Annotated in this window: 26 protein-coding genes and 1 other annotated feature; all 26 genes read left to right on the top strand. The window is 51.6% G+C overall.

The features are described from left to right. Positions 1–3: 3 nt before the first annotated feature. The 26 genes from rlmB (at position 4) to rpsC (ending at position 23,655) form a co-directional block, all read left to right on the top strand. Positions 4–756 carry a 23S rRNA (guanosine(2251)-2'-O)-methyltransferase RlmB gene (gene rlmB, locus MYS68_RS28475; RefSeq protein ID WP_248929047.1) on the top strand — a complete coding sequence of 251 codons (753 nt, stop codon included), beginning with the start codon at positions 4–6 and terminating at the stop codon, positions 754–756. Positions 757–761: 5 nt separating this feature from the next. Further along, the gene (locus MYS68_RS28470) at positions 762–1,274 is read left to right on the top strand and encodes an NYN domain-containing protein (protein ID WP_248929046.1); all 513 of its coding nucleotides are present in this window, start codon (positions 762–764) and stop codon (positions 1,272–1,274) included. Positions 1,275–1,399: 125 nt separating this feature from the next. Next, on the top strand, positions 1,400–2,044 hold the full coding sequence (gene sigH, locus MYS68_RS28465) for an RNA polymerase sporulation sigma factor SigH (RefSeq protein WP_248929045.1): 645 nt from the start codon (positions 1,400–1,402) through the stop codon (positions 2,042–2,044). Between the two features lie 243 nt (positions 2,045–2,287). Next, complete coding sequence (rpmG, locus tag MYS68_RS28460; RefSeq protein WP_248929044.1) at positions 2,288–2,437, top strand: 50S ribosomal protein L33; 150 nt, start codon at positions 2,288–2,290, stop codon at positions 2,435–2,437. An 18-nt stretch (positions 2,438–2,455) separates the two neighbouring features. Next, positions 2,456–2,659, top strand: coding sequence for a preprotein translocase subunit SecE (gene secE, locus MYS68_RS28455; RefSeq protein ID WP_248929043.1), 204 nt, complete (start codon positions 2,456–2,458; stop codon positions 2,657–2,659). Between the two features lie 28 nt (positions 2,660–2,687). Continuing rightward, positions 2,688–3,221 carry a transcription termination/antitermination protein NusG gene (gene nusG / locus MYS68_RS28450; RefSeq protein WP_248931039.1) on the top strand — a complete coding sequence of 178 codons (534 nt, stop codon included), beginning with the start codon at positions 2,688–2,690 and terminating at the stop codon, positions 3,219–3,221. Positions 3,222–3,322: 101 nt separating this feature from the next. Beyond that, positions 3,323–3,748, top strand: coding sequence for a 50S ribosomal protein L11 (gene rplK, locus MYS68_RS28445; RefSeq protein WP_248929042.1), 426 nt, complete (start codon positions 3,323–3,325; stop codon positions 3,746–3,748). A gap of 81 nt (positions 3,749–3,829) precedes the next feature. Then, positions 3,830–4,522, top strand: coding sequence for a 50S ribosomal protein L1 (gene rplA / locus MYS68_RS28440; protein ID WP_248929041.1), 693 nt, complete (start codon positions 3,830–3,832; stop codon positions 4,520–4,522). Between the two features lie 53 nt (positions 4,523–4,575). Next, positions 4,576–4,744: a sequence feature (ribosomal protein L10 leader region), on the top strand. Positions 4,745–4,852: 108 nt separating this feature from the next. Beyond that, entirely contained in the window at positions 4,853–5,365 is a 513-nt protein-coding gene (rplJ, locus tag MYS68_RS28435; RefSeq protein ID WP_248929040.1) for a 50S ribosomal protein L10, read from the top strand. 54 nt (positions 5,366–5,419) lie between these two features. After that, positions 5,420–5,785 (top strand): 50S ribosomal protein L7/L12, encoded by a 366-nt coding sequence (rplL, locus tag MYS68_RS28430; RefSeq protein WP_248929039.1) that lies wholly within the window; start codon positions 5,420–5,422, stop codon positions 5,783–5,785. Positions 5,786–5,900: 115 nt separating this feature from the next. Then, positions 5,901–6,497 (top strand): class I SAM-dependent methyltransferase, encoded by a 597-nt coding sequence (locus tag MYS68_RS28425; protein ID WP_248931038.1) that lies wholly within the window; start codon positions 5,901–5,903, stop codon positions 6,495–6,497. A 335-nt stretch (positions 6,498–6,832) separates the two neighbouring features. Then, complete coding sequence (gene rpoB, locus MYS68_RS28420) at positions 6,833–10,369, top strand: DNA-directed RNA polymerase subunit beta (RefSeq protein WP_248929038.1); 3,537 nt, start codon at positions 6,833–6,835, stop codon at positions 10,367–10,369. Between the two features lie 125 nt (positions 10,370–10,494). Continuing rightward, positions 10,495–14,115 (top strand): DNA-directed RNA polymerase subunit beta', encoded by a 3,621-nt coding sequence (gene rpoC / locus MYS68_RS28415; protein ID WP_275983538.1) that lies wholly within the window; start codon positions 10,495–10,497, stop codon positions 14,113–14,115. A gap of 148 nt (positions 14,116–14,263) precedes the next feature. After that, positions 14,264–14,515, top strand: a complete 252-nt coding sequence (locus MYS68_RS28410) for a 50S ribosomal protein L7ae-like protein (protein WP_248929036.1) — start codon at positions 14,264–14,266, stop codon at positions 14,513–14,515. 127 nt (positions 14,516–14,642) lie between these two features. Then, positions 14,643–15,062 (top strand): 30S ribosomal protein S12, encoded by a 420-nt coding sequence (rpsL, locus tag MYS68_RS28405; RefSeq protein ID WP_248929035.1) that lies wholly within the window; start codon positions 14,643–14,645, stop codon positions 15,060–15,062. 40 nt (positions 15,063–15,102) lie between these two features. Then, the gene (gene rpsG, locus MYS68_RS28400; protein WP_248929034.1) at positions 15,103–15,573 is read left to right on the top strand and encodes a 30S ribosomal protein S7; all 471 of its coding nucleotides are present in this window, start codon (positions 15,103–15,105) and stop codon (positions 15,571–15,573) included. A gap of 35 nt (positions 15,574–15,608) precedes the next feature. Beyond that, on the top strand, positions 15,609–17,684 hold the full coding sequence (fusA, locus tag MYS68_RS28395) for an elongation factor G (RefSeq protein WP_248929033.1): 2,076 nt from the start codon (positions 15,609–15,611) through the stop codon (positions 17,682–17,684). A 34-nt stretch (positions 17,685–17,718) separates the two neighbouring features. Beyond that, complete coding sequence (gene tuf, locus MYS68_RS28390; RefSeq protein WP_248929032.1) at positions 17,719–18,909, top strand: elongation factor Tu; 1,191 nt, start codon at positions 17,719–17,721, stop codon at positions 18,907–18,909. Positions 18,910–19,474: 565 nt separating this feature from the next. Next, positions 19,475–19,783: a 30S ribosomal protein S10 gene (gene rpsJ, locus MYS68_RS28385; RefSeq protein WP_062410373.1), complete on the top strand. Its 309-nt coding sequence runs from the start codon at positions 19,475–19,477 to the stop codon at positions 19,781–19,783. Positions 19,784–19,856: 73 nt separating this feature from the next. Then, the gene (gene rplC / locus MYS68_RS28380) at positions 19,857–20,480 is read left to right on the top strand and encodes a 50S ribosomal protein L3 (protein ID WP_248929031.1); all 624 of its coding nucleotides are present in this window, start codon (positions 19,857–19,859) and stop codon (positions 20,478–20,480) included. A gap of 24 nt (positions 20,481–20,504) precedes the next feature. Beyond that, the gene (rplD, locus tag MYS68_RS28375; RefSeq protein ID WP_248929030.1) at positions 20,505–21,128 is read left to right on the top strand and encodes a 50S ribosomal protein L4; all 624 of its coding nucleotides are present in this window, start codon (positions 20,505–20,507) and stop codon (positions 21,126–21,128) included. After that, positions 21,128–21,418, top strand: a complete 291-nt coding sequence (gene rplW / locus MYS68_RS28370) for a 50S ribosomal protein L23 (protein ID WP_248929029.1) — start codon at positions 21,128–21,130, stop codon at positions 21,416–21,418. The genes rplD and rplW overlap by 1 nt, the downstream gene beginning before the upstream one ends. Before the next feature lie 31 nt (positions 21,419–21,449). Next, complete coding sequence (gene rplB, locus MYS68_RS28365) at positions 21,450–22,280, top strand: 50S ribosomal protein L2 (protein WP_248929028.1); 831 nt, start codon at positions 21,450–21,452, stop codon at positions 22,278–22,280. A gap of 35 nt (positions 22,281–22,315) precedes the next feature. After that, positions 22,316–22,597, top strand: coding sequence for a 30S ribosomal protein S19 (gene rpsS, locus MYS68_RS28360; protein WP_248929027.1), 282 nt, complete (start codon positions 22,316–22,318; stop codon positions 22,595–22,597). A 43-nt stretch (positions 22,598–22,640) separates the two neighbouring features. Continuing rightward, on the top strand, positions 22,641–22,973 hold the full coding sequence (gene rplV, locus MYS68_RS28355; RefSeq protein WP_248929026.1) for a 50S ribosomal protein L22: 333 nt from the start codon (positions 22,641–22,643) through the stop codon (positions 22,971–22,973). 13 nt (positions 22,974–22,986) lie between these two features. Continuing rightward, entirely contained in the window at positions 22,987–23,655 is a 669-nt protein-coding gene (gene rpsC, locus MYS68_RS28350) for a 30S ribosomal protein S3 (RefSeq protein ID WP_248929025.1), read from the top strand. The last annotated feature ends 2 nt before the right edge of the window (positions 23,656–23,657 follow it).

Below are 23,657 nucleotides of genomic sequence, written 5' to 3'. Positions count from 1 at the left end.
GCTTTGGAAGAATATATAGCCGGTAAGCACTCCGTGCTCGAAGCGCTGCGTTCGGGCCGGACGATCAATAAAATATGGATTGCCGATAATGCGCAAAAGCAGCTGACGCAGCCGATCACCCAGGAAGCGAAGCAGCATGGGGTCGTCGTGCAATTCGTGGACAAGCGCAAGCTGGATCAAATGGCCGAGGGGGTCCAGCATCAAGGCGTCGTAGCGCAGGTGGCGCCTTACGACTATGTGGAGGTCGAAGACATTTTGGCCCGCGCCCGCGACAAACAGCAGGAGCCGTTCATCCTCATCCTCGACGAAATCGAGGACCCGCACAATTTGGGGTCCATCCTGCGGACCGCGGACTGTACCGGCGTTCACGGCGTCATTATCCCGAAACGGCGCTCGGTGGGCATCACGGCGACCGTATCGAAGACGTCTGCAGGCGCTGTCGAATATGTCCCCGTCGCTCGCGTTACGAACATAGCGCAGACGATCGAAAGCTTGAAGGAGCAAGGGGTTTGGGTAGGCGGAACGGATGTGGAAGCGAAGCAGGACGTATACAAGACGAACCTGAACATTCCGATCGCGCTCGTCATCGGCAACGAAAATAAAGGCATGGGCCGGCTTATCAAGGAAAAATGCGACTTTCTGATCAAGCTGCCGATGTTCGGGCACATCAACTCGCTTAATGCATCGGTGGCGGCGTCCGTCCTGATGTACGAAGTCGTTCGTCAGCGTTCCGCGGCGGCACCCGCCGTCAAATAACCGAGATGGAAGAGCATTTGATTGTTGACGGCTACAACATCATCGGGGCGTGGCCGGAGCTCAGCAAGCTGAAGGAGATTAACCTGGAGGAAGCCCGGGACCGGCTCATCGATATTTTGGCCGAATACCAGTCTTTCTCCGGGATGAAAGTATGGCTTGTCTTCGATGCGTATTACGTTCCCGGCCTTGGCGGCAAATACGTGCAGAGCAAGCTGAAAATTTACTATACGAAAGAAAAGGAAACGGCGGACGAGCTGATCGAACGGCTCGTCAACGAGCTGACCGGCCGCCGCCGCAATATATACGTCGCGACTTCGGACATGACCGAACAGCACGTGATCTTCGGCAAAGGGGCGCTTCGCGTTCCCGCCGGGGAGCTGCTCACCAAGGTCACTCTCGCGCGAAGAGAGATCAAGACCCGCATCCGCGAGGAAACGAGCCGTCGAACGAATCCGTTCGACGATAAGCTGTCGGCGGAGATGAGAGAGCTTTTTGAGAAGTGGAGAAGGGGAAAATAGCGCGTTTTGCCCATAATCTATCAACATGATCCGGTTGACGATAATAGATTACATAATGTATACTAATCTCATCTTCATGACAGATGATCAGCCTTTAGTAGTCTTGCAGGCCGGAGGGATTATGGGTGAGTGTCGACCTCAAAGAGTTGAGAATGTACGAATATGACCTCAAGGCTGACGAAGACATTGTCGAGGCGGTCCGTGAAGGCGATAGCGAAGCGCTCGAGTACTTGATCAACAAGTACAAGAACTTTGTGCGCGCAAAAGCGCGGTCCTACTTTTTAATCGGTGCGGATCGGGAAGATATCGTGCAAGAAGGAATGATAGGATTATACAAATCGATCCGCGATTTTCGCGGGGATAAGCTCGCTTCCTTCAAGGCGTTCGCGGAGCTTTGCATCACAAGGCAAATCATTACCGCCATCAAAACCGCCACGAGGCAGAAGCACATTCCTCTGAATTCCTATGTTTCTCTCGATAAGCCCATTTATGACGAAGATTCCGACCGTACTTTGCTTGATGTCATATGCGGCTCCCGGGTAAGCGATCCGGAAGAGCTCATCATCAATCAGGAGGAGTTCAGCGGTCTTGAGGATAAAATGGCGGAAATATTAAGCGATCTGGAGCGTCGGGTGCTGATGCTTTATTTGGATGGCCGTTCTTATCAGGAAATCGCCGTTGATCTGGACCGCCATGTCAAATCGATCGACAACGCCTTGCAGCGAGTCAAACGCAAACTCGAACGATATTTGGAAGTGCGAGATATATAACTGTGTGAAAAAGGGCTTCGGGCAATCGGAAGCTTTTTTTGTTGCGCGCAAAGTTTAATAGGTGCGATTCAGGTGAATACTGTTACATAAATCCAGGCGGGATGGCCGCTGCGTTAACGATATTTCCTTGACATGACTTTTTGCTTATGCTAAAGTTATTCGGGTAGCCCTATTTTTGAGGCGTTTTTTTGCGTGATTAAAAAAGGGGTAAATTTTGGGGTATGTCCGTAGGAGGTGTACATCATGCGGGTTATCATCACTTTAGCGTGCACGAACTGCAAGCAAAGAAACTATACGTCCAATAAAAACAAGCGCAACCATCCAGACCGCATGGAGTTGAAAAAATATTGCAGATTTTGCAATACTCATACTGCTCATCGCGAGACGCGGTAGGTTTTTGGGGGTGTAGTAGTGTCCTTTTTAGCTAAATTGAAGGGGAGCTTTTCTTTTTTCACCGACAGCTTTGCCGAGCTGAAAAAAGTAAAGTGGCCAAGCCGCAAGGAACTCGTCAGCTATACGCTGGTCGTCCTTGGGACCGTCATCTTCGTCACCATTTATTTCTACATCCTGGACCTGGGCATTTCCGAACTGCTTCGTCTCGTATTCGGGCGATAAGGTGGAGCCCCCTATGACTGTGATGGAAATGGAAAAAAGATGGTACGTCGTACATACCTATTCAGGGTATGAGAACAAGGTCAAGGCGAATTTGGAAAAACGCGTCGAATCCATGAACATGGAGGACAAGATCTTCCGGGTGCTTGTGCCGATGGAAGAAGAGATTGTCAACAAAGACGGCAAGAAGAAGACGGTCATGCGCAAAGTGTATCCGGGTTACGTGCTGGTCGAAATGATCCAGACCGACGACTCGTGGTATGTGGTGCGCAATACGCCGGGGGTTACCGGATTTGTCGGATCCACCGGATCGGGCTCCAAGCCGACGCCGCTTCTGCCGGAAGAAGTCGACGCCATATTGAAGCATATGGGCATTGAAGAGCCGAAACCGGTTATCGATTTCGAACTCAAGGAGTCCGTACGCGTCAAGGTTGGCCCTTTTGCGAATTTTGTTGGCACCGTAGAAGAAATTCTCGTCGACAAGATGAAGCTGAAAGTGCACGTCAACATGTTCGGCAGGGAAACCCCGCTTGAGCTGGATTTTACTCAGGTGGAGAAGATTTGATACAATTGTTTTTCGGTTTCCGCAAGATCTGCCTACAGGCAGATCTGTAAGTGGGAGGGTCAATCCCGTTTAACCACACTACGTGCAAGGAGGTGTCTCACATGGCAAAAAAGGTCATCAAGATGGTAAAGCTCCAAGTTCCCGCTGGTAAAGCCAATCCGGCTCCGCCAATCGGTCCCGCTCTCGGTCAGGCAGGTGTTAACATCATGGCGTTCTGTAAAGAATTCAACGCCCGTACTGCAGACCAGGCAGGCTTGATCATCCCTGTAGAAATCTCGGTATTCGAGGACCGTTCCTTTACGTTTATCTGCAAAACGCCTCCGGCTGCTGTATTGCTGCGCGTCGCTGCAGGTATCGAGAAAGGTTCCGGCGAACCGAACAAGAAGAAAGTCGCTACAGTGAAGCGTGCGAAAGTTCGCGAAATCGCTGAGCAAAAGATGCAGGACCTGAACGCAGCTTCCGTTGAAGCGGCTATGCGTATGGTCGAAGGTACTGCCCGTTCCATGGGCGTTGTGATCGAAGACTAATGGTCTTCTCAACGGTGCTTCAAACGCGCCGTATTCAGTGGGAGGAGTTTCCGCTAACACCACAAGGAGGATTTGAACAAAATGGCTAAGCATGGCAAGAAATACAACGAAGCTGCCAAGCTGATCAACCCGGAAACATTTTATGAGCCGGCTGAAGCGATCGAGCTTGTGAAAAAAGCATCCACTGCGAAGTTCGACGAAACCGTTGAAGTTGCAGTTCGTTTGGGCGTTGACCCGAGAAAACAAGACCAGGCTGTTCGTGGCGTCGTCGTACTGCCGCACGGTACTGGTAAAACAAAACGCGTTCTTGTATTCGCCAAAGGCGACAAAGCCAAGGAAGCGGAAGCGGCAGGCGCCGATTTCGTTGGCGATCAAGACATGATCAACAAGATCCAGCAGGGCTGGTTCGACTTTGATGTGTGCGTAGCGACTCCGGATATGATGAGCGAAGTCGGTAAGCTCGGCCGTATTCTCGGCGGTAAAGGCCTTATGCCTAACCCGAAAGCCGGCACGGTGACTTTCGACGTGGCGAAAGCCGTTCAGGAGATCAAAGCCGGTAAGATCGAATACCGTTTGGACAAAGCAGGTCAAATCCATGCTCCGATCGGTAAAGTATCCTTCGACGCCGACAAGCTCGTGGATAACTTCAAGGCGCTGATCGACGCTCTGAACAGAGCGAAGCCTGCGGCTGCCAAGGGCGTATATCTGAAAAACATTGCGGTTTCTTCCACGATGGGCCCGGGAGCACGCGTAAACGCACAAACCTTCAGATAAGGAACATTTGCCGGTTGACTTTTGTCTAAAGGCATGCTAACCTAATCTGGTCTTACAAGCGAATATGTTAACCGTAGACAGCTGGTGCCCTTCGGGGCTTAATTTCCCGCCGAGGTGTTATGATACATTCATGGGTTTTCTTTGAGCCGTTCTCTGAAACGATCAAGAAACACGACGTGATCATGCCTTCGTAGTGTCTACGAAGGCTTTTCTATTTTGGGAAAGCCTTTATAGAAGCAATATGCTTACGAAGTAAGTTTTCTTACGAAAACTTAGCTTATGCTTACGATGCCGGCTTTTGCTGGCGCAAAAGCTCTTAGGAGGTGCAAAATGGCAAACGCGAAAATTATCGAAGCTAAATCCCAACAGGTATCCGGAGTGACATCCAAGCTGAAAGACAGCTCCTGCGTCGTTGTAGCGGACTACCGCGGTTTGAATGTGGCGCAAGTCACCGAACTCCGCAAGCAGCTGCGCGAAGCGGGCATAGAGTTCCAAGTGCTTAAAAACACATTGGTTCGACGTGCGACTGCGCAAGCGGAACTCACGGAACTCGACGAATATTTGACAGGCCCGACTGCGATTGCTTTCAGTAAAGACGATGTGGTTGCTCCTGCGAAAATCCTCGCGGATTTTGCAAAGAAAAACGAACATCTGAAAGTGAAAGCCGGCGTTGTGGAAGGCCGCGTCGTAGACGTGGCGCAAATTCAGGCACTGGCAAGCTTGCCTTCCCGCGAAGGTTTGCTGTCCATGTTGCTCAGCGTACTTCAAGCTCCTATGCGCAACTTCGCCCTTGCGGTTAAAGCTGTCGCCGAGAAGCAAGAAGGCGGCGCGCAAGAAGCTTAATTTCCGGATAACGGACAAACAAATCATTTAACTAAAGATAATGGAGGTTTAACCATGAGTAAAGAGCAAATCTTAGAAGCGATTAAAGGCATGACCGTTTTGGAACTGAACGACCTGGTTAAAGCAATCGAAGAAGAATTCGGCGTAACAGCAGCAGCTCCTGTTGCGGTTATGGCTGGCGGCGCAGCACCTGCTGAAGCAGCTGAGCAAACAGAATTCGACGTTATCCTTGCAAACGCAGGCGCGTCCAAAATCAACGTAATCAAAGTCGTTCGCGAAATCACAGGTCTCGGCCTGAAAGAAGCGAAAGACCTTGTAGACGGCGCACCGAAGCCGATCAAAGAAAAAGTAGGCAAAGAAGAAGCAGAATCGATCAAAGCAAAATTGACCGAAGCTGGCGCTACTGTAGAAGTAAAATAATAAGCATTGTCCGAAGTCACCCCTTGAACCGATTCAAGGGGTGGTTTTTCTTGGCAGTGGAATGGGTATTCTAAGATCAAGAAAAGCTTGCGGCACGGGAAAGGAGAGGGCGCGTCTGTCCGAGCATTACTATTCGCAAAACCCGAGGGTTCGGCACGATTTGCATATTATAGAAGAAATGCTGCGCGGCAAGCGGCTTTCTTTCGAAACGGATGCAGGGGTGTTTTCCAAAAAAGGAGTCGATTACGGCTCCAAAGTATTGATCGACGCGATGGAACTTTCACCGGATGCCGAAGTGCTCGATGTGGGGTGCGGTTACGGACCGATCGGCTTATCGGCGGCGCTGATGGTCCCTGATGGGCGGGTGACGATGATCGATATTAACGAACGGGCGGTCGAGCTCGCGAAGCGGAATGCGGAACGAAACCGCATTCGGAATGTGCGGATTGTTAAGAGCGATCTTTTGGCCGAGGTTAAAGATGACGAATTCGATGTCGTGCTCACCAATCCGCCGATCCGTGCAGGCAAAGAAACCGTTCACCGGATTTTCGAACAGGCGCATGATGTGCTGAAGCCCGGCGGAGCTTTGTGGATTGTCATACAGAAGAAGCAGGGTGCGCCGTCCGCATTCGCCAAGCTGGAATCGATTTTTCGCGAGACGGTGGAAGTGACCAAAGATAAAGGCTACCGCATCATTAAGGCGATCAAATGAACCGGTGGCATTGCAGACAAAAAGTTTGACTTGACATTCCCGATGTGATATTATTATTTAATGTCAGCATTAAAGTTGGGTATATTGTCTTTAGTTAACTAAAATGTCAAGATTTTTTTGAACAACCACGAATAAAATTTTAACATTTAACGTATAATGTTGAAATTTTAGGTCAACCCTAGTAAGTATGGGGAAATGTCTCGTGAAGGAGCTCCCGTACAGCTTAGACATGGCGGATGTGATCTTGTTCAAAAGTTATATCGTACAAAGGCTTCTTTCTAGGAAGCTTTTGTTTGTTTTTTGTTTTATTGAGTAGACATGAGGGGTGAATCTAGTTGGCGGGTCATCTTGTTCAGTATGGTCGACGCAAACGCAGGTCTTATGCACGCATCAATGAGGTTTTGGACATCCCGAACCTGATTGAGATCCAGCAAAAATCGTACCAATGGTTCTTGGACGAAGGATTGCGTGAAATGTTTCAGGATATTTCCCCGATTCAGGACTTTACGGGAAATCTGGTGTTGGAATTTATCGACTACAGCTTGGGTGAACCGAAGTATTCCGTCGATGAATCCAAAGAACGCGACGTCACTTATGCGGCTCCGCTTCGTGTGAAGGTGCGCCTCATCAATAAGGAAACCGGTGAAGTCAAGGAGCAGGAAGTATTCATGGGCGACTTCCCGTTGATGACGGAAACAGGCACGTTCATTATCAACGGCGCGGAACGGGTTATCGTCAGTCAGCTCGTTCGCTCTCCCAGCGTCTATTTCAGTACGAAAGTGGATAAAAACGGCAAGAAAACGTACACGGCGACGGTCATCCCTAACCGGGGCGCATGGCTGGAGCTCGAAACGGACGCCAAAGACATCATCTACGTCCGCATCGACCGCACTCGCAAAATTCCGGTGACGGTGCTGCTCAGGGCGCTTGGTTTTGGCACCGATGCGGAAATTATCGACTTGCTCGGCGATGACGAATATATTCGCAACACGCTGGACAAGGACAATACCGATTCGACCGACAAGGCGCTCATCGAAATTTACGAGCGGCTGCGTCCGGGCGAACCTCCGACTTTGGATAATGCGCGAAGCTTGCTCATAGCGCGTTTCTTCGATCCCAAACGATACGATCTGGCCAACGTAGGCCGTTATAAAATCAATAAAAAGCTTCATATCAAAAACCGTCTTTTCAATCAGCGGCTGGCGGAAACGCTGGTCGACCGCGATACGGGCGAAATCATCGCCGAGGCGGGCCAGCTGATCGACCGCAGATTGCTCGACAACATTTTGCCGCATTTGGAGAACAACGTCGGATTTAAAGATTACACCGTCGTGAACGGAGTAACCGAGTCCGATCGCATTCCGGTACAGGTTGTCAACGTCTATTCTCCGATCGAAGACGGCAAAGTGGTTAAGGTTATCGCCAACGGCAAAATCGATAAAACGGTCAAGCACATTACGCCGGCCGACATTATCGCTTCGATTAACTACTTTATCAATTTGCTGCACGGCATCGGCAGCACGGACGATATCGACCATCTGGGCAACCGCCGTTTGCGCTCCGTAGGTGAGCTGCTGCAAAACCAGTTCCGCATCGGCTTGTCCCGTATGGAACGCGTCGTCCGCGAGCGGATGTCCATTCAGGATGCGAACGTGATTACGCCGCAAGCGCTGATCAACATTCGCCCCGTCATCGCATCGATCAAGGAATTTTTCGGAAGTTCCCAGCTGTCGCAGTTTATGGACCAAACGAACCCGCTTGCCGAGCTGACGCACAAACGCCGTCTCTCCGCACTCGGACCGGGCGGTTTGACGCGGGAACGCGCGGGCTTCGAAGTGCGCGACGTCCACCACTCTCACTACGGACGGATGTGCCCTATCGAGACGCCGGAAGGTCCGAACATCGGCTTGATCAACTCGCTTTCCACCTTCGCGCGGATCAACGAATACGGCTTTATCGAATCGCCGTATCGTTGGGTCGATCCGAAGACAGGTGTCGTCACCGACCAAATCGCGTATTTGACGGCGGATGAAGAAGATAACTACGTCGTTGCGCAGGCGAACGCCGAGCTGACCGATGAGGGCAAATTTGCAAACGATTCGGTTATCGTCCGTTATAAAGACGAAAACTTGATTTTGCCGAAAGAACGCGTCGACTATATGGACGTATCGCCTAAGCAGGTGGTATCCGTTGCGACGGCCTTGATCCCGTTCCTCGAGAACGACGACTCCAACCGCGCGCTTATGGGTTCCAACATGCAGCGGCAGGCCGTTCCGCTTCTCATTCCGAAAGCGCCGCTCGTCGGCACGGGGATGGAGCATAAATCGGCGAAAGATTCGGGTGTATGTATTGTATCCAAATATGACGGAGTTATTGAAAAAGTATCCGCCAATGAAATTTGGCTGCGACGCCAACAAACGATCGACGGCCGCCTCGTTAACGGCGATATTGTGAAATATAAGCTTCATAAGTTTATGCGTTCCAACCAGGGAACGTGCATCAACCAGCGTCCTATCATACACAAAGGCGACATTATCAAGGCCGGAGACATTTTGGCGGACGGACCGTCCACCGAAATGGGCGAGCTTGCCCTCGGTCGGAACGTCGTCGTTGCGTTTATGACGTGGGAAGGCTACAACTACGAGGATGCGATTTTGCTCAGCGAGCGGCTCGTTAAGGAGGATGTGTACACTTCGATTCACATCGAGGAGTACGAATCCGAAGCGAGGGATACGAAGCTCGGTCCGGAGGAAATTACGCGCGATATCCCGAACGTCGGCGAAGACGCGCTGAAAAACCTCGACGAGCGCGGCATCATCCGCGTTGGCGCCGAGATCGGCGCAGGCGATATTCTCGTCGGTAAGGTAACGCCGAAGGGTGTGACCGAACTGACCGCGGAAGAGCGCCTTCTGCACGCAATCTTCGGCGAAAAGGCGCGCGAAGTCCGCGATACTTCGCTTCGAGTGCCGCACGGTACGGACGGTATCGTCGTGGACGTGAAGGTGTTCACCCGTGAGAACGGCGACGAATTGCCGCCTGGCGTCAATCAGCTCGTCCGCGTGTATATCGCGCAAAAACGGAAGATTTCCGAAGGCGACAAGATGGCGGGACGCCACGGTAACAAAGGGGTTATCGCACGGATCCTGCCGGAAGAAGATATGCCTTTCCTGCCGGACGGCACGCCTGTAGAAGTTGTCCTTAACCCGCTCGGCGTTCCTTCCCGGATGAACATCGGTCAGGTGCTTGAAGTTCACTTGGGTATGGCGGCAAAGCTGCTCGGTATTCATACGGCTACGCCAGTATTTGACGGCGCGCGCGAGAACGACGTGTTCGATACGATGGAAGAAGCCGGCATGAACCGCAACGGTAAAACGCTGCTGTACGACGGCCGCACCGGCGAGCCGTTCGAACGTGAAGTTACCGTCGGCGTCATGTACATGATCAAGCTCGCGCACATGGTTGACGACAAAATCCATGCGCGCTCCACAGGCCCGTACTCTCTCGTTACGCAGCAGCCGCTCGGCGGTAAGGCGCAGTTCGGCGGACAGCGCTTCGGGGAGATGGAGGTTTGGGCGCTCGAAGCCTACGGCGCAGCTTATACGCTGCAGGAGATTTTGACCGTCAAGTCGGACGACGTCGTCGGACGCGTGAAGACGTACGAGTCGATCGTCAAGGGCGAGAACGTGCCGGAGCCCGGCGTTCCGGAATCGTTTAAGGTTTTGATCAAAGAGCTGCAAAGCTTGGGCATGGACGTCAAGATTTTGACCGAAAACGAAGAAGAGATCGAAATGAAGGAAATGGACGACGACGACGAGGTGACCAGCGACAAACTGAACCTGAACCTCGAAGGCGCCGAAATGGGCGTAGAATAAAAAGTACCCGAGAAAGTGAAGCGAAGCGTTGCAGCTTATGCCGATTACTTTCTCGGGGCCCGAGTATAGCGACCGACCGAGAATTGATGTTTTGCATATAGCACACTCGTAAGGAGGGAAGCTCCTTGATGGACGTTAACAACTTTGAGTTTATGAAAATAGGCTTGGCATCGCCGGATAAAATCCGTTCCTGGTCCCGCGGAGAAGTGAAAAAGCCCGAAACGATCAACTACCGTACGCTCAAACCGGAAAAAGAAGGGCTTTTCTGCGAAAAGATTTTCGGACCGACGAAGGACTGGGAGTGCCATTGCGGCAAGTACAAGCGCGTCCGTTATAAAGGCGTCGTCTGTGACCGTTGCGGCGTCGAGGTGACACGTCAAAAAGTTCGCCGCGAACGGATGGGACACATCGAGCTGGCCGCTCCCGTTTCCCACATTTGGTACTTTAAAGGAATTCCGAGCCGGATGGGTCTCGCGCTCGATATGTCGCCGCGGTCCCTGGAAGAGATCATCTATTTTGCGTCTTATGTTGTGACGGACCCTGGCGATACGCCTCTTGAAAAGAAACAGCTTCTTTCCGAGAAGGAATACCGCAGCTATCGCGAGAAATACGGATATGCTTTCCAAGCCGGCATGGGTGCCGAAGCGGTGAAAAAGCTCCTCATGGACATCGATCTCGAAAAAGAGGTCGAAACGCTCAAGGAAGAGCTGAAAACCGCGCAAGGCCAACGCCGCAACCGCGCAATCAAACGTTTGGAAGTGATGGAAGCTTTCCGCAACTCGAAAAACGCACCGGAGTGGATGGTGCTTGACGTATTGCCGGTCATTCCGCCGGAACTGCGTCCGATGGTGCAGCTCGACGGCGGACGTTTTGCAACGTCCGACCTTAACGATCTGTACCGCCGCGTCATCAACCGGAACAACCGTTTGAAAAGACTGCTCGACCTTGGCGCACCGGATATTATCGTGCAAAACGAAAAGCGGATGCTGCAGGAAGCGGTTGACGCTTTGATCGACAACGGCCGCCGCGGCCGTCCGGTCACCGGGCCGGGCAACCGCCCGCTCAAGTCGCTTAGCCACATGCTGAAGGGTAAGCAAGGCCGTTTCCGGCAAAACCTGCTCGGCAAACGCGTCGATTACTCCGGCCGTTCCGTTATCGTCGTAGGACCGAGCCTGAAAATGTACCAGTGCGGATTGCCGAAGGAAATGGCGCTTGAGCTGTTTAAGCCTTTTGTCATGAAGGAACTGGTTAACAAGGGACTGGCTCACAATATCAAGAGCGCGAAGCGCAAAGTCGAAAGAGTGAGCCCGGAAGTATGGGATGTGCTCGAAGAGGTGATCAAGGAGCATCCGGTTCTCTTGAACCGTGCCCCCACACTGCACAGACTCGGCATCCAGGCGTTCGAGCCGATTCTCGTGGAAGGCCGCGCGATCAAGCTGCATCCGCTCGTATGTACGGCGTACAACGCCGACTTCGACGGCGACCAGATGGCCGTGCACGTGCCGCTCTCCTCGGAGGCTCAAGCGGAAGCTCGCCTGCTCATGCTCGCTTCGGGCAACATTTTGAACCCGAAGGACGGCAAACCGGTCGTTACGCCTTCCCAGGACATGGTTCTCGGCAGCTTCTATTTGACGATGGACAACAAGAAAGGCAAAGGTGCCGGAGCGATTCTCGCGTCGGTGCACGAAGCGATTTCCTTGTACCAGCGCGGCGAAGCCTCCTTGCATGCGCGCGTAGCCATTCCGGCTAAAGCGCTTGGCAAAACCAGCTTCACACCGGAGCAGCAAGATGCGATGCTCATAACGACGATCGGAAAAATCATTTTCAATGAGATTTATCCGAAGGATTTCCCATATATCAACGAACCGACGAAAACAAACCTGCTGAACGGCATCCCGAACGACTATTTTGTTTTCGAAAAGGGCGGCGACATTCGCAAGAAAATGGAAGAGCTGCCAGAGCCGAAAGGCGTCGGCAAAGACTACCTCGGTTCGATCATCGCGGAATGCTTCCGCCGTTACAAAACAACGGAAACGTCGATCATTCTCGATAAAATCAAGCAGCTTGGCTTTACGTATTCGACGCGTTCCGGAATAACCATTGCCGTAGCGGACGTGACCGTACCGAAGGAAAAAGTGGATATTCTCCGCGAATCCGACGAGAAAGTGCGCGTTGTTACGAACCAATACCGCCGCGGTTTGATTACCGACGACGAGCGTTATGACCGCATTATCGCGATCTGGAGCAAGGCAAAGGACGAAATTACCGATATCCTGATGAAGTCGCTCGACAAGTACAACTCCATCAACATGATGGTCGAGTCGAAAGCGCGGGGTAACAAATCGCAGATTACCCAGCTCGGCGGTATGCGCGGTCTCATGGCGAACCCGTCCGGTAAGATCATCGAGCTCCCGATCAAGTCGAACTTCCGCGAAGGCCTCACGGTCATGGAGTACTTTATCTCCACGCACGGCGCGCGGAAAGGTTTGGCGGATACGGCGCTCAGAACGGCCGACTCCGGTTACTTGACCCGCCGTCTCGTCGACGTTGCGCAGGACGTCATCGTCCGCGAGGACGACTGCGGAACGGACAAAGGATTTATGGTCAGCAAAATTCAGGACGGCAAGGAAGTTATTGAGGATCTGTACGACCGTATCGAAGGACGTTATTCGTTCGAAACGATTCGTCATCCGGAAACCGGCGAAATCATTGTAAACCGCAACGAGCTGATCGATTCTCAGAAGGCCGACGCGATCATCGCGGCAGGCATCGAAAGAGTACAGATCCGCTCCGTGCTCAGCTGCCGCTCGCGCCATGGCGTGTGCAACCGCTGCTACGGCCGTAACTTGGCGACCGGTCAGCACGTGGAGATCGGTGAAGCGGTCGGTATCATCGCGGCTCAGTCCATCGGCGAGCCGGGAACCCAGCTGACGATGCGTACGTTCCACACCGGCGGCGTCGCAGGCGACGATATTACGCAAGGTTTGCCGCGGATTCAGGAGCTTTTTGAAGCGCGCAATCCGAAAGGGCAAGCGATCATCTCGGAAATCGACGGCGTCGTCAAAGACATCCGCGAGGCGAAAGACCGCCGCGAGATCGAAGTGGCCGGCGAAGCCGAAACGAAGGTTTATGCAGTGCCGTACGGTTCCCGCATCCGGGTATCGATCGGCCAGGAGGTCGAGGCCGGCGACGAGCTGACTGAGGGCTCCATCGACCCGAAAGAAATGCTGCGCATCAAAGGTATCCGCGGCGTGCAGAACTACATTTTGCAGGAAGTGCAGCGCGTTTACCGGAACCAGGGCGTGGAAATCAACGACAAGCACGTTGAGGTCATGATCCGCCAGATGCTGCGCAAAATCCGCATTGTCGATGCGGGAGACACGACGCTGCTGCCGGGCTCCTTTGTCGACATTCACGAATATGAAGAAGCGAACAAAGTGGCGCTGTTCTCCGGCCAAGAGCCTGCGGTTGCGAAACCGGTTCTGCTCGGTATCACCAAAGCGTCGCTCGAAACCGACTCCTTCCTGTCGGCGGCATCGTTCCAGGAAACGACACGCGTTCTTACCGACGCCGCTATCAAAGGAAAAGTCGACCAACTGCTCGGCTTGAAAGAGAATGTCATCATCGGCAAGCTCATTCCGGCAGGTACCGGGATGTCCCGTTACCGCAACATTCGGATCGTCGATCCGAATGCGCCGGAGGAAGAGCAGACCGAAGAGCTTCTCGCAACGGTCAGCGTAGAATAGGTTGCATGTTACAGCTGCTTGCTTTCAAAAAGAGGTAATATGAATTCTTTTTGAAGGCAAGCAGATTTCTTGACAGTGCAAGCCCATTTTGCTAATATAACATAGTGTGCCAAACGATCCGTCTTTCCTGACCCTTGGAGGATGTACCATGTCTTATGAAAAGGTAAAACAGGCAGCGAAGTTGAGTATAGGCACAAAGCAAGCGACCAAGATGGTCGAACTAGGTAAAGCTGTCGAAGTGTTTGTTGCAAGAGATGCAGATCCGCGAATAACGAACAAAGTGGTGAACCTTTGCAAGAAGACGGGGGTCACTATCACATACGTTGATTCCATGAAACAGTTAGGTAAAGCGTGTGGCATCGAAGTAGGGGCTGCGATCGCAGCCGTTGTAAATGAATGACTTTATCGGTTTTTGTCCCGGGATTCGGATGACGAAACCTTTCTCTTTGTTCATTTACGATTCGCCTGGATCTGTGGGCTTGTGATGAAATATGTAAGCAGTGCAAATATGGGAAGGAGGTGGCAGTATGCCAACAATTAACCAGCTCGTTCGTAAAGGACGTCAAGCAAAAACGACTAAATCGAAGTCCCCGGCTCTGCAAAAAGGATTCAACGCCCTGAAGAGAGAGGCGACGGATATCAGCGCTCCGCAAAAGCGCGGCGTCTGCACTCGCGTAGGTACGATGACTCCGAAGAAGCCGAACTCGGCTCTTCGCAAATACGCTCGTGTGCGTTTGACCAACCGTGTCGAGGTTACCGCTTATATCCCGGGTATCGGACACAACCTGCAGGAGCACAGCGTGGTTCTGATCCGCGGCGGTCGTGTTAAAGACCTTCCTGGTGTTCGTTACCACATCGTTCGCGGTGCGCTCGATACTTCCGGCGTGAACAACCGTAAACAAGCTCGTTCGAAATACGGCGCCAAGCGTCCGAAAGAGAAAAAGTAATGCCTTATAACGTTTAATTTTTTGGGAAAGGGGGATAACTATGCCTCGTAAAGGTCCAGTTGCAAAGAGAGACGTATTGCCGGATCCGATTTACAACAGCAAGCTAGTTACTCGTCTGGTTAACCGCATCATGATTGATGGAAAGAAAGGTACAGCACAGTCCATTCTTTATAATGCGTTCAACCTGATCAAAGAACGTACCGGCAAAGAACCAATGGAAGTTTTCGAAGCCGCTTTGAAAAACATCATGCCCGTACTTGAGGTTAAAGCTCGCCGCGTAGGCGGTGCGAACTATCAGGTGCCGATCGAAGTGAAGCCGGAACGCCGCACTTCGTTGGGTCTTCGTTGGCTCGTCAACTACTCTCGCTCGCGCGGAGAGAAGACGATGGAAGAAAGATTGGCTCAAGAAATCATCGATGCCAGCAACAACACCGGCGCATCGGTGAAGAAGCGTGAAGACACGCACAAGATGGCGGAAGCAAACAAAGCGTTTGCCCACTATCGTTGGTAGAATAAACTACTATTTATTTGGAAGGAGACCATCCAATGGCAAGAGAGTTCTCCTTAAAAGATACGCGCAACATCGGGATCATGGCGCATATCGATGCGGGTAAAACGACTACCACCGAGCGTATCCTCTTCTATACGGGCCGCGTGCACAAGATCGGTGAAGTTCACGAAGGCGCGGCTACGATGGACTGGATGGAGCAGGAGCAAGAACGCGGCATCACGATTACGTCTGCCGCAACAACTGCCCAGTGGAAGGGACACCGTATCAACATCATCGATACCCCGGGTCACGTTGACTTCACCGTTGAAGTTGAACGTTCCCTTCGCGTATTGGACGGAGCTGTTGGCGTGTTCAGTGCGAAAGAGGGCGTAGAGCCGCAATCGGAAACCGTTTGGAGACAAGCGGACCGTTACGGCGTACCTCGTATCGCTTACGTTAACAAAATGGATATCATCGGTGCGGATTTCTTGGGTGCGGTTCAGCAAATGCGCGAAAAATTAGGCGCAAATGCGGTGCCGATCCAACTGCCTATCGGTGCTGAAGCCGATTTCCACGGCATCATCGATCTTGTCGAGCAAGTTGCGTACATGTACAAAGACGACCTCGGCAAAGACATCGAAAAGGTTGAAGTTCCTGCGGATTACAAAGACAAAGTCGAAGAACTCCGCCTGGAATTGATCGAAAAGGTAGCCGAGCTGGACGAAGAGCTGACTATGAAGTACCTCGAAGGTGAAGAACTCACCGTCGAAGAAATCAAAGCCGCTCTGCGCAAAGGCGTATGCGAAGTGAAAATCTTCCCGGTTATCTGCGGTTCCTCCTACAAGAACAAAGGCGTTCAGCTTATGCTTGATGCCGTTGTCGATTACTTGCCGGCTCCTGTAGACGTACCGGACATCAAAGGTACGCTCGAGGACGGTACGGAAGTAACCCGCAAATCTGCAGACGATCAACCGTTTGCGGCGCTTGCGTTCAAAATCATGACCGACCCGTTTGTCGGTAAGCTGACGTTCTTCCGCGTGTACTCCGGCGTTCTGAACTCCGGTTCCTACGTGCTGAACGCAACGAAGGGCAAACGTGAAAGAATCGGTCGTATCCTTCAGATGCACGCTAACAGCCGTCAAGAGATCACCGAAGTTTACGCAGGTGATATCGCGGCAGCTGTCGGCCTGAAAGATACGGTTACAGGCGACACGCTTTGCGATGAGAAAAACCCGGTTATTCTCGAATCGATGAACTTCCCTGAGCCGGTTATCCAGCTCGCCGTTGAGCCGAAAACGAAGGCTGACCAAGACAAGATGGGCGTTGCTTTGTCCAAGTTGTCCGAGGAAGACCCGACGTTCCGTGCGCATACGGATGAAGAGACCGGACAAACGATCATCGCCGGTATGGGTGAGCTTCACCTGGAGATCATCGTAGACCGCATGCGTCGTGAGTTTAAGGTAGAAACGAATGTAGGTAAGCCTCAAGTAGCTTACCGCGAAACGTTCCGCCAGCCAGCTCGCGTAGAAGGCAAGTTCGTTCGCCAATCCGGCGGCCGTGGTCAATACGGTCACTGTTGGGTGGAGTTCGAACCGCTTGAGCCGGGAACAGGATTCCAATTCGAGAGCAAAATCGTCGGTGGTGCGATTCCTAGAGAATACATCGCTCCGATTCAAGCCGGTATCGAGGAATCGATGAAAAACGGCGTATACGCAGGCTTCCCGCTGGTTGACATCAAAGCAACGGTTGTCGATGGATCTTACCACGACGTTGACTCCAGTGAAATGGCGTTCAAAATCGCAGGTTCGATGGCATTGAAAGCTGCTGCCGAGAAATGTAAGCCGGTACTGCTCGAGCCGATCATGAAAGTGGAAGTTACCGTACCGGAAGAGTACATGGGCGACGTTATGGGCGACCTGAACTCCCGCCGCGGACGCATTGAGGGAATGGACAACCGCCACGGTGCGCAAATCATCCGTGCGAAAGTGCCTCTTTCCGAAATGTTCGGATATTCCACAACACTGCGCTCCCGTACTCAAGGCCGCGGTGTGTATTCGATGGAAATTTCCCATTATGAAGAAGTGCCTAAAAACATTGCTGAAGAAATCGTGGCAAAACATAAGGGCGCTTAATATAACAATGTCCATTTAAGGAGGAATCATTTCAATGGCAAAAGCGAAATTTGAACGCAATAAGCCGCACGTTAATATCGGTACTATCGGTCACGTCGACCATGGTAAAACAACTTTGACTGCGGCAATCACTACAGTTTTGGCGAAAAAATACGGCGGTGCCGCTGTAGCTTTCGACCAAATCGACAAAGCACCGGAAGAGCGCGAGCGCGGTATCACAATCTCCACTGCGCACGTTGAATACGAAACTCCTAACCGTCACTACGCACACGTTGACTGCCCTGGCCACGCCGACTATGTTAAAAACATGATCACCGGCGCAGCTCAAATGGACGGCGCTATCCTGGTTGTATCCGCAGCTGACGGCCCAATGCCGCAAACTCGCGAGCACATCCTGCTGTCCCGTCAGGTAGGCGTACCTTACATCGTCGTATTCTTGAACAAATGCGACATGGTTGAAGACGAAGAGCTCCTCGAACTGGTTGAAATGGAAGTTCGCGACCTGCTCAACGAGTACGAATTCCCGGGCGACGACACTCCGATCGTTCGCGGTGCAGCTCGTGAAGCTCTGCAAAACCCGGATGGTCCTTGGGCTGACAAAATCGTTGAGCTCTTCGAGCACATCGATTCCTACATCCCGACTCCGGAGCGCGACACTGACAAGCCTTTCTTGATGCCGGTTGAGGACGTGTTCACGATCACTGGTCGTGGTACCGTTGCTACAGGCCGCGTTGAGCGTGGTACGGTTAAAGTCGGCGACGAGGTTGAAATCGTAGGTCTTGCTGAAGAAACTAAGAAAACCGTCGTAACTGGCGTTGAGATGTTCCGCAAGCTGCTTGACTCCGCTCAAGCCGGCGACAACATCGGTGCTCTTCTCCGCGGTGTTGACCGTAAAGAAATCGAGCGCGGACAAGTTTTGGCTAAAACGGGTTCCGTTAAGCCGCACACTCAGTTCACTGCTCAAATCTACGTCCTGACTAAAGAAGAAGGTGGCCGTCACAAGCCTTTCTTCACTGGCTACCGTCCTCAGTTCTACTTCCGTACGACTGACGTAACAGGTATCATCAACCTGCCGGAAGGTACTGAAATGGTTATGCCTGGCGACAACATCACTGTAACGGTTGAGCTGATCTCCCCGATCGCTATCGAGGAAGGCACTCGCTTCGCTATCCGCGAAGGCGGCCGTACAGTAGGCGCCGGCGCCGTTGCTACAATCCAAAAGTAATATCTATATAGAAGAAACAACCCTCCCTCAGGCAACTGCAGGAGGGTTTTTCTTTATTATTTGAGAAAGCATCGAGTTTACGCGAAGTAAAATGTGTGAATACAGGAAAGTATCTGATTCATGGGAAGTAAAGCGTGGCCGTATAGGTGTAGAGCGAAGCGAAACATCCATACGGTCAAACGCGGGTAAGAGGCACGAAGTCACTCCCTAGGCATCGCGCTAAAAGTACAGCGTGTCCGGCAGCGGATTTGTTAGCTGGAAGCAACAAATCCATGCCGGACAAACGCGAACAAGAAGTGAGCAAACCCTCAAACCAGGCGGGTCCAGGGCGCCCGAGCGCCTGGGGTCCCCCTAGAGGGGGATTTAGGGGGTGCTTTTAAATTTGTATAATATTTTGCTTGCTTTTCATAGGCAGATTTAGTACAATAGTGAACGTTGGTCTGTGACGTTGCGATGATGTGAGAGGTTGCTGACACACCCGGCCCCTTTGCCATGGGCCAGGAGTCAGGAGATTTTCACGGAGTATGTCCGATTAAAAAATTGGGCGATAGAAGGAGGGAATTACATGGCAAAGCAAAAAATTCGTATTCGTTTGAAGGCTTACGATCACAGAATTCTGGATCAATCCGCTGAGAAAATTGTGGACACTGCCAAGCGTTCCGGTGCTGGTGTATCCGGTCCGATCCCGCTTCCGACTGAGAAGCAAATCATTACGATCCTGCGCGCGGTTCACAAATACAAGGATTCCAGAGAGCAGTTCGAAATGCGCACACATAAGCGCTTGATCGATATCGTGAATCCGACGCCTCAAACCGTCGACGCTCTGATGCGTTTGGACCTGCCGTCCGGCGTAGATATCGAAATCAAGCTTTAATAGTAGTTCTATAGAAAACGTTCATTCGAATAATAGCTAAGCATTTAGCAAGAAGGGAAAAGAGGTGTCAACAATGAAAGGTATCTTAGGGAAAAAGCTTGGGATGACTCAAGTGTTTACCGCTGACGGCAACGTCGTTCCGGTAACGGTAATTCAAGCGGGTCCTTGCGTCGTTTTGCAAAAGAAAGATTCGGAAAATGACGGCTATGAAGCGATCCAATTGGGTTTTGACGATAAGAAAGAAAAGAACGCCAACAAGCCGGAAACCGGTCATGCAAAAAAAGCCGGCGCAACACCTAAGCGCTACATTAAAGAAATTCGCGGCGCTGCCGGCGAATTCGAAGTTGGCCAGGAAATCAAGGCCGACATTTTTGCGGAAGGCGAATTTGTTGACGTAACGGGTACATCCAAGGGTAAAGGATTTACCGGTATTATTAGAAGAAACAACCAATCCAGAGGTCCGATGTCTCACGGTTCCCGTTATCATCGCGGTCCTGGTTCCATGGGTTCGATCGCGGCTAACCGCGTATTCAAAGGCAAACTGCTGCCGGGCCATATGGGTCATGAAACGGTAACGATTCAAAAGCTCGAAATCGTACGTGTCGATGCAGAGCGCAATGTGCTTTTAGTGAAAGGATCCGTTCCAGGTCCTAAAAATAGCTATGTGAGCGTAAAAAGCTCCGTAAAAACTCTGTAATAGAGAAGAAAGGAGGATGTTCTGATGCCTAAAGTAGCAGTATACAACGTTAGTGGCGCTCAGGTGGGCGAAGTGGAATTGAACGAGGCTGTGTTTGGAATCGAGCCGCACGTTCACGTGTTGAACGAAGCTGTTCTCATGCAGCGCGCTTCTCTCAGATTGGGTACTCACAAAGTAAAAGGTCGTTCCGAAGTGCGCGGCGGTGGCCGTAAGCCTTGGAAACAAAAAGGTACGGGTCGTGCGCGTCAAGGTTCCATTCGTGCGCCTCAATGGAAAGGCGGCGGCACGGTATTTGGTCCGACACCGCGCAGCTATGCGTATAAATTGCCGAAAAAAGTTCGTCGTTTGGCGATCAAATCCGCATTGTCTTCGAAAGTCATCGACAATGAATTGATCGTATTGGATCAGCTTCAATTGGCTGCTCCGAAAACAAAAGAGTTTGCAGCTATTTTGAAAAACCTCAAAGTAGATCGCAAAGCTTTGGTGGTTACATCGGATTACAACGAAAATGTCGCTCTGTCCGCTCGTAACATCCCTGGTGTGAAATTCGTAGCGGCTGACGGTATCAGCGTTCTCGACGTAATGGCTTATGACAAGCTGATCATTACGAAGGAAGCTGCCGAAAAAGTTGGGGAGGTGCTTGCGTAATGAAAAATCCACGCGATATTATCAAGCGCCCGATTATTACGGAAAAAACAAGTGACTTGATGGGTCTAAAGAAGTATGTTTTCGAAGTCGATCTTCGCGCTAACAAAACGGAAATCAAGCAGGCGATCGAGCAAATTTTCAAAGTGAAAGTCACTGACGTGAACACAATGAGAATGCCCGCAAAGCCGAAGCGCTATGGCCGTTACTCCGGCTATACTTCCGAATGGAAGAAAGCGATCGTGTCCTTGAGCCCAGAAAGCAAAGAACTGGAGTTCTTTGAGTCGGTATAACAACAATTTGTAAAGTAAGGAGGGAATCCGCGTGCCAATTAAAAAGTATAAACCAACGTCCCCGGCTAGACGCCAAATGACGGTTTCTACATTTGAAGAAATTACGGCCAGCCAGCCGGAGAAATCATTGCTTGCGCCGCTGTTCAAAAAAGCCGGACGCAACAACCAAGGCAAAATCACTGTGCGTCATCATGGCGGTGGCCACAAGCGCAAATACCGCATTATCGATTTCAAGCGGAATAAAGACGGAATACCCGGACGCGTTGCTACGATCGAATACGATCCGAACCGTTCGGCAAACATCGCTCTGATTCATTACCTCGATGGGGAGAAGCGTTACATCATCGCTCCTAAAGGTTTGAAAGTCGGCGATACGATCACTTCCGGTCCGGACTCCGATATTAAAGTGGGCAACTCGCTGCCTATGGAAAATATCCCGGTTGGTACCGTGATCCACAACATCGAGCTGAAGCCGGGCAAAGGCGGCCAATTGGTTCGCGCAGCCGGTACGGAAGCTCAATTGCTCGGTAAAGAAGATGACTATGTAACGGTTCGTCTTTCTTCGGGCGAAGTAAGAAAAATTCTTAAAGTGTGCCGCGCAACCATCGGTTCCGTAGGCAACGAAGATCACGAGCTTGTGAACATCGGTAAAGCCGGCCGTTCCCGTTGGCTTGGCAAGAGACCTGAAGTTCGCGGTGTCGTCATGAACCCGAACGATCACCCGCACGGTGGTGGTGAAGGCCGCGCTCCGATCGGACGCAAATCTCCGATGTCTCCATGGGGCAAGCCTACGCTTGGTTATAAAACCCGCAAAAAAGGCAAAGCTTCTGATAAATACATTGTTCGTCGCCGCACGAAGTAATATTTGTGCTTAAGTGAGGGAAGGGAGGATTTCCTATGGGTCGCAGTTTGAAAAAAGGTCCTTTTATTGACGGATACCTGCTGAAGAAGGTGGAGGATTTGAACTCCACTAACAAAAAGCAAGTCATTAAAACATGGTCCCGCCGTTCTACGATATTCCCGCAATTCATCGGACATACGTTTGCCGTATACGATGGCAGAAAGCATGTGCCGGTTTACGTAACAGAAGATATGGTCGGGCATAAGCTCGGCGAGTTTGCACCAACCCGTACGTACAAAGGACATACGGACGACGATAAGAAAACAGGCAAGCGCTAATCGCTTGCTACGTTAATTCATGCAAGTGAGAGGAGGTTCATCCATGGAAGCGAAAGCTATTGCAAGATATGTGCGCATCGCTCCCCGGAAAGCCCAGCTTGTGGTCGATTTGATCCGCGGCAAGCAAGTGGGCGAAGCTATTGCGATTCTTCGCCACACTCCGAAAGCGGCGTCTCCGGTGATTGAAAAAGTGCTGAACTCGGCGATTGCGAATGCCGAGCATAACCATAACCTGAATCCGGAAAACCTGGTGGTTTCGCAAGCTTATGCGAACCAAGGTCCGACTCTGAAGCGGTTCCGTCCGCGCGCTATGGGTCGCGCAAGCCGCATCAACAAACGCACCAGCCACATTACGATCGTGGTATCCGAAAAATAAGGAGGGAAAACGTGTGGGTCAAAAAGTAAATCCGGTAGGCCTTAGGGTAGGCATTATCCGCGATTGGGAATCGAAATGGTACGCTAACGACAAGGAATTCGGCAGCCTGCTGCTGGAAGACGTGAAAATCCGTGAATACTTGAAGCAAAAGCTGAAGGATTCCGCTGTTTCTCATATTGAAATCGAGCGCGCGGCCAACCGCGTGAACGTAACGATCCATACCGCGAAGCCGGGTATGGTTATCGGTAAAGGCGGCTCTGAGGTAGAAGTGATTCGCGCTTACCTCTCCACCTTGACCAAAGGCAAGAAGGTGCATATCAACATCACCGAAATTAAAAATCCGGAGCTGGATGCAATCCTGGTTGCAGAAAGCATTGCTCAACAATTGGAGCGCCGCGTTTCTTTCCGCCGTGCGATGAAGCAAGCGATCCAAAGAACAATGAGATCCGGAGCCAAAGGAATCAAAACTGCGGTAAGCGGACGTTTGGGTGGAGCAGAAATTGCCCGTTCCGAAGGTTACAGCGAAGGCACCGTACCTCTTCACACGCTGCGTGCGGACATCGACTATGGTACTGCCGAGGCGCATACTACTTACGGTCGAATCGGCGTGAAGGTATGGATTTATCGCGGTGAGGTTCTTCCTACGGCTAAGAAAAAGGCTGCTACGGAAGGAGGCAACTAATC

Origin of the sequence: Paenibacillus hamazuiensis (assembly GCF_023276405.1) — a bacterium.
In the GTDB taxonomy this organism is placed as follows: domain Bacteria; phylum Bacillota; class Bacilli; order Paenibacillales; family NBRC-103111; genus Paenibacillus_AF; species Paenibacillus_AF hamazuiensis.
This window is presented reverse-complemented; position numbering and strand designations above follow the sequence as displayed.

Bases quoted from the DNA above. Each gene is read 5' to 3' on its own strand.
- MYS68_RS28470 (WP_248929046.1), top strand. From the start codon at position 762: ATGGAAGAGCATTTGATTGTTGACGGCTACAACATCATCGGGGCGTGG.
- fusA (WP_248929033.1), top strand. From the start codon at position 15,609: ATGGCAAGAGAGTTCTCCTTAAAAGATACGCGCAACATCGGGATCATG.
- rpsG (WP_248929034.1), top strand. From the start codon at position 15,103: ATGCCTCGTAAAGGTCCAGTTGCAAAGAGAGACGTATTGCCGGATCCG.
- rplW (WP_248929029.1), top strand. From the start codon at position 21,128: ATGAAAAATCCACGCGATATTATCAAGCGCCCGATTATTACGGAAAAA.
- rplK (WP_248929042.1), top strand. From the start codon at position 3,323: ATGGCAAAAAAGGTCATCAAGATGGTAAAGCTCCAAGTTCCCGCTGGT.
- rpsJ (WP_062410373.1), top strand. From the start codon at position 19,475: ATGGCAAAGCAAAAAATTCGTATTCGTTTGAAGGCTTACGATCACAGA.
- rpsL (WP_248929035.1), top strand. From the start codon at position 14,643: ATGCCAACAATTAACCAGCTCGTTCGTAAAGGACGTCAAGCAAAAACG.
- rplA (WP_248929041.1), top strand. From the start codon at position 3,830: ATGGCTAAGCATGGCAAGAAATACAACGAAGCTGCCAAGCTGATCAAC.
- rpsS (WP_248929027.1), top strand. From the start codon at position 22,316: ATGGGTCGCAGTTTGAAAAAAGGTCCTTTTATTGACGGATACCTGCTG.
- rplC (WP_248929031.1), top strand. From the start codon at position 19,857: ATGAAAGGTATCTTAGGGAAAAAGCTTGGGATGACTCAAGTGTTTACC.
- tuf (WP_248929032.1), top strand. From the start codon at position 17,719: ATGGCAAAAGCGAAATTTGAACGCAATAAGCCGCACGTTAATATCGGT.
- rplL (WP_248929039.1), top strand. From the start codon at position 5,420: ATGAGTAAAGAGCAAATCTTAGAAGCGATTAAAGGCATGACCGTTTTG.
- rplJ (WP_248929040.1), top strand. From the start codon at position 4,853: ATGGCAAACGCGAAAATTATCGAAGCTAAATCCCAACAGGTATCCGGA.
- MYS68_RS28410 (WP_248929036.1), top strand. From the start codon at position 14,264: ATGTCTTATGAAAAGGTAAAACAGGCAGCGAAGTTGAGTATAGGCACA.
- rplV (WP_248929026.1), top strand. From the start codon at position 22,641: ATGGAAGCGAAAGCTATTGCAAGATATGTGCGCATCGCTCCCCGGAAA.
- rpmG (WP_248929044.1), top strand. From the start codon at position 2,288: ATGCGGGTTATCATCACTTTAGCGTGCACGAACTGCAAGCAAAGAAAC.
- nusG (WP_248931039.1), top strand. From the start codon at position 2,688: ATGGAAAAAAGATGGTACGTCGTACATACCTATTCAGGGTATGAGAAC.
- rplD (WP_248929030.1), top strand. From the start codon at position 20,505: ATGCCTAAAGTAGCAGTATACAACGTTAGTGGCGCTCAGGTGGGCGAA.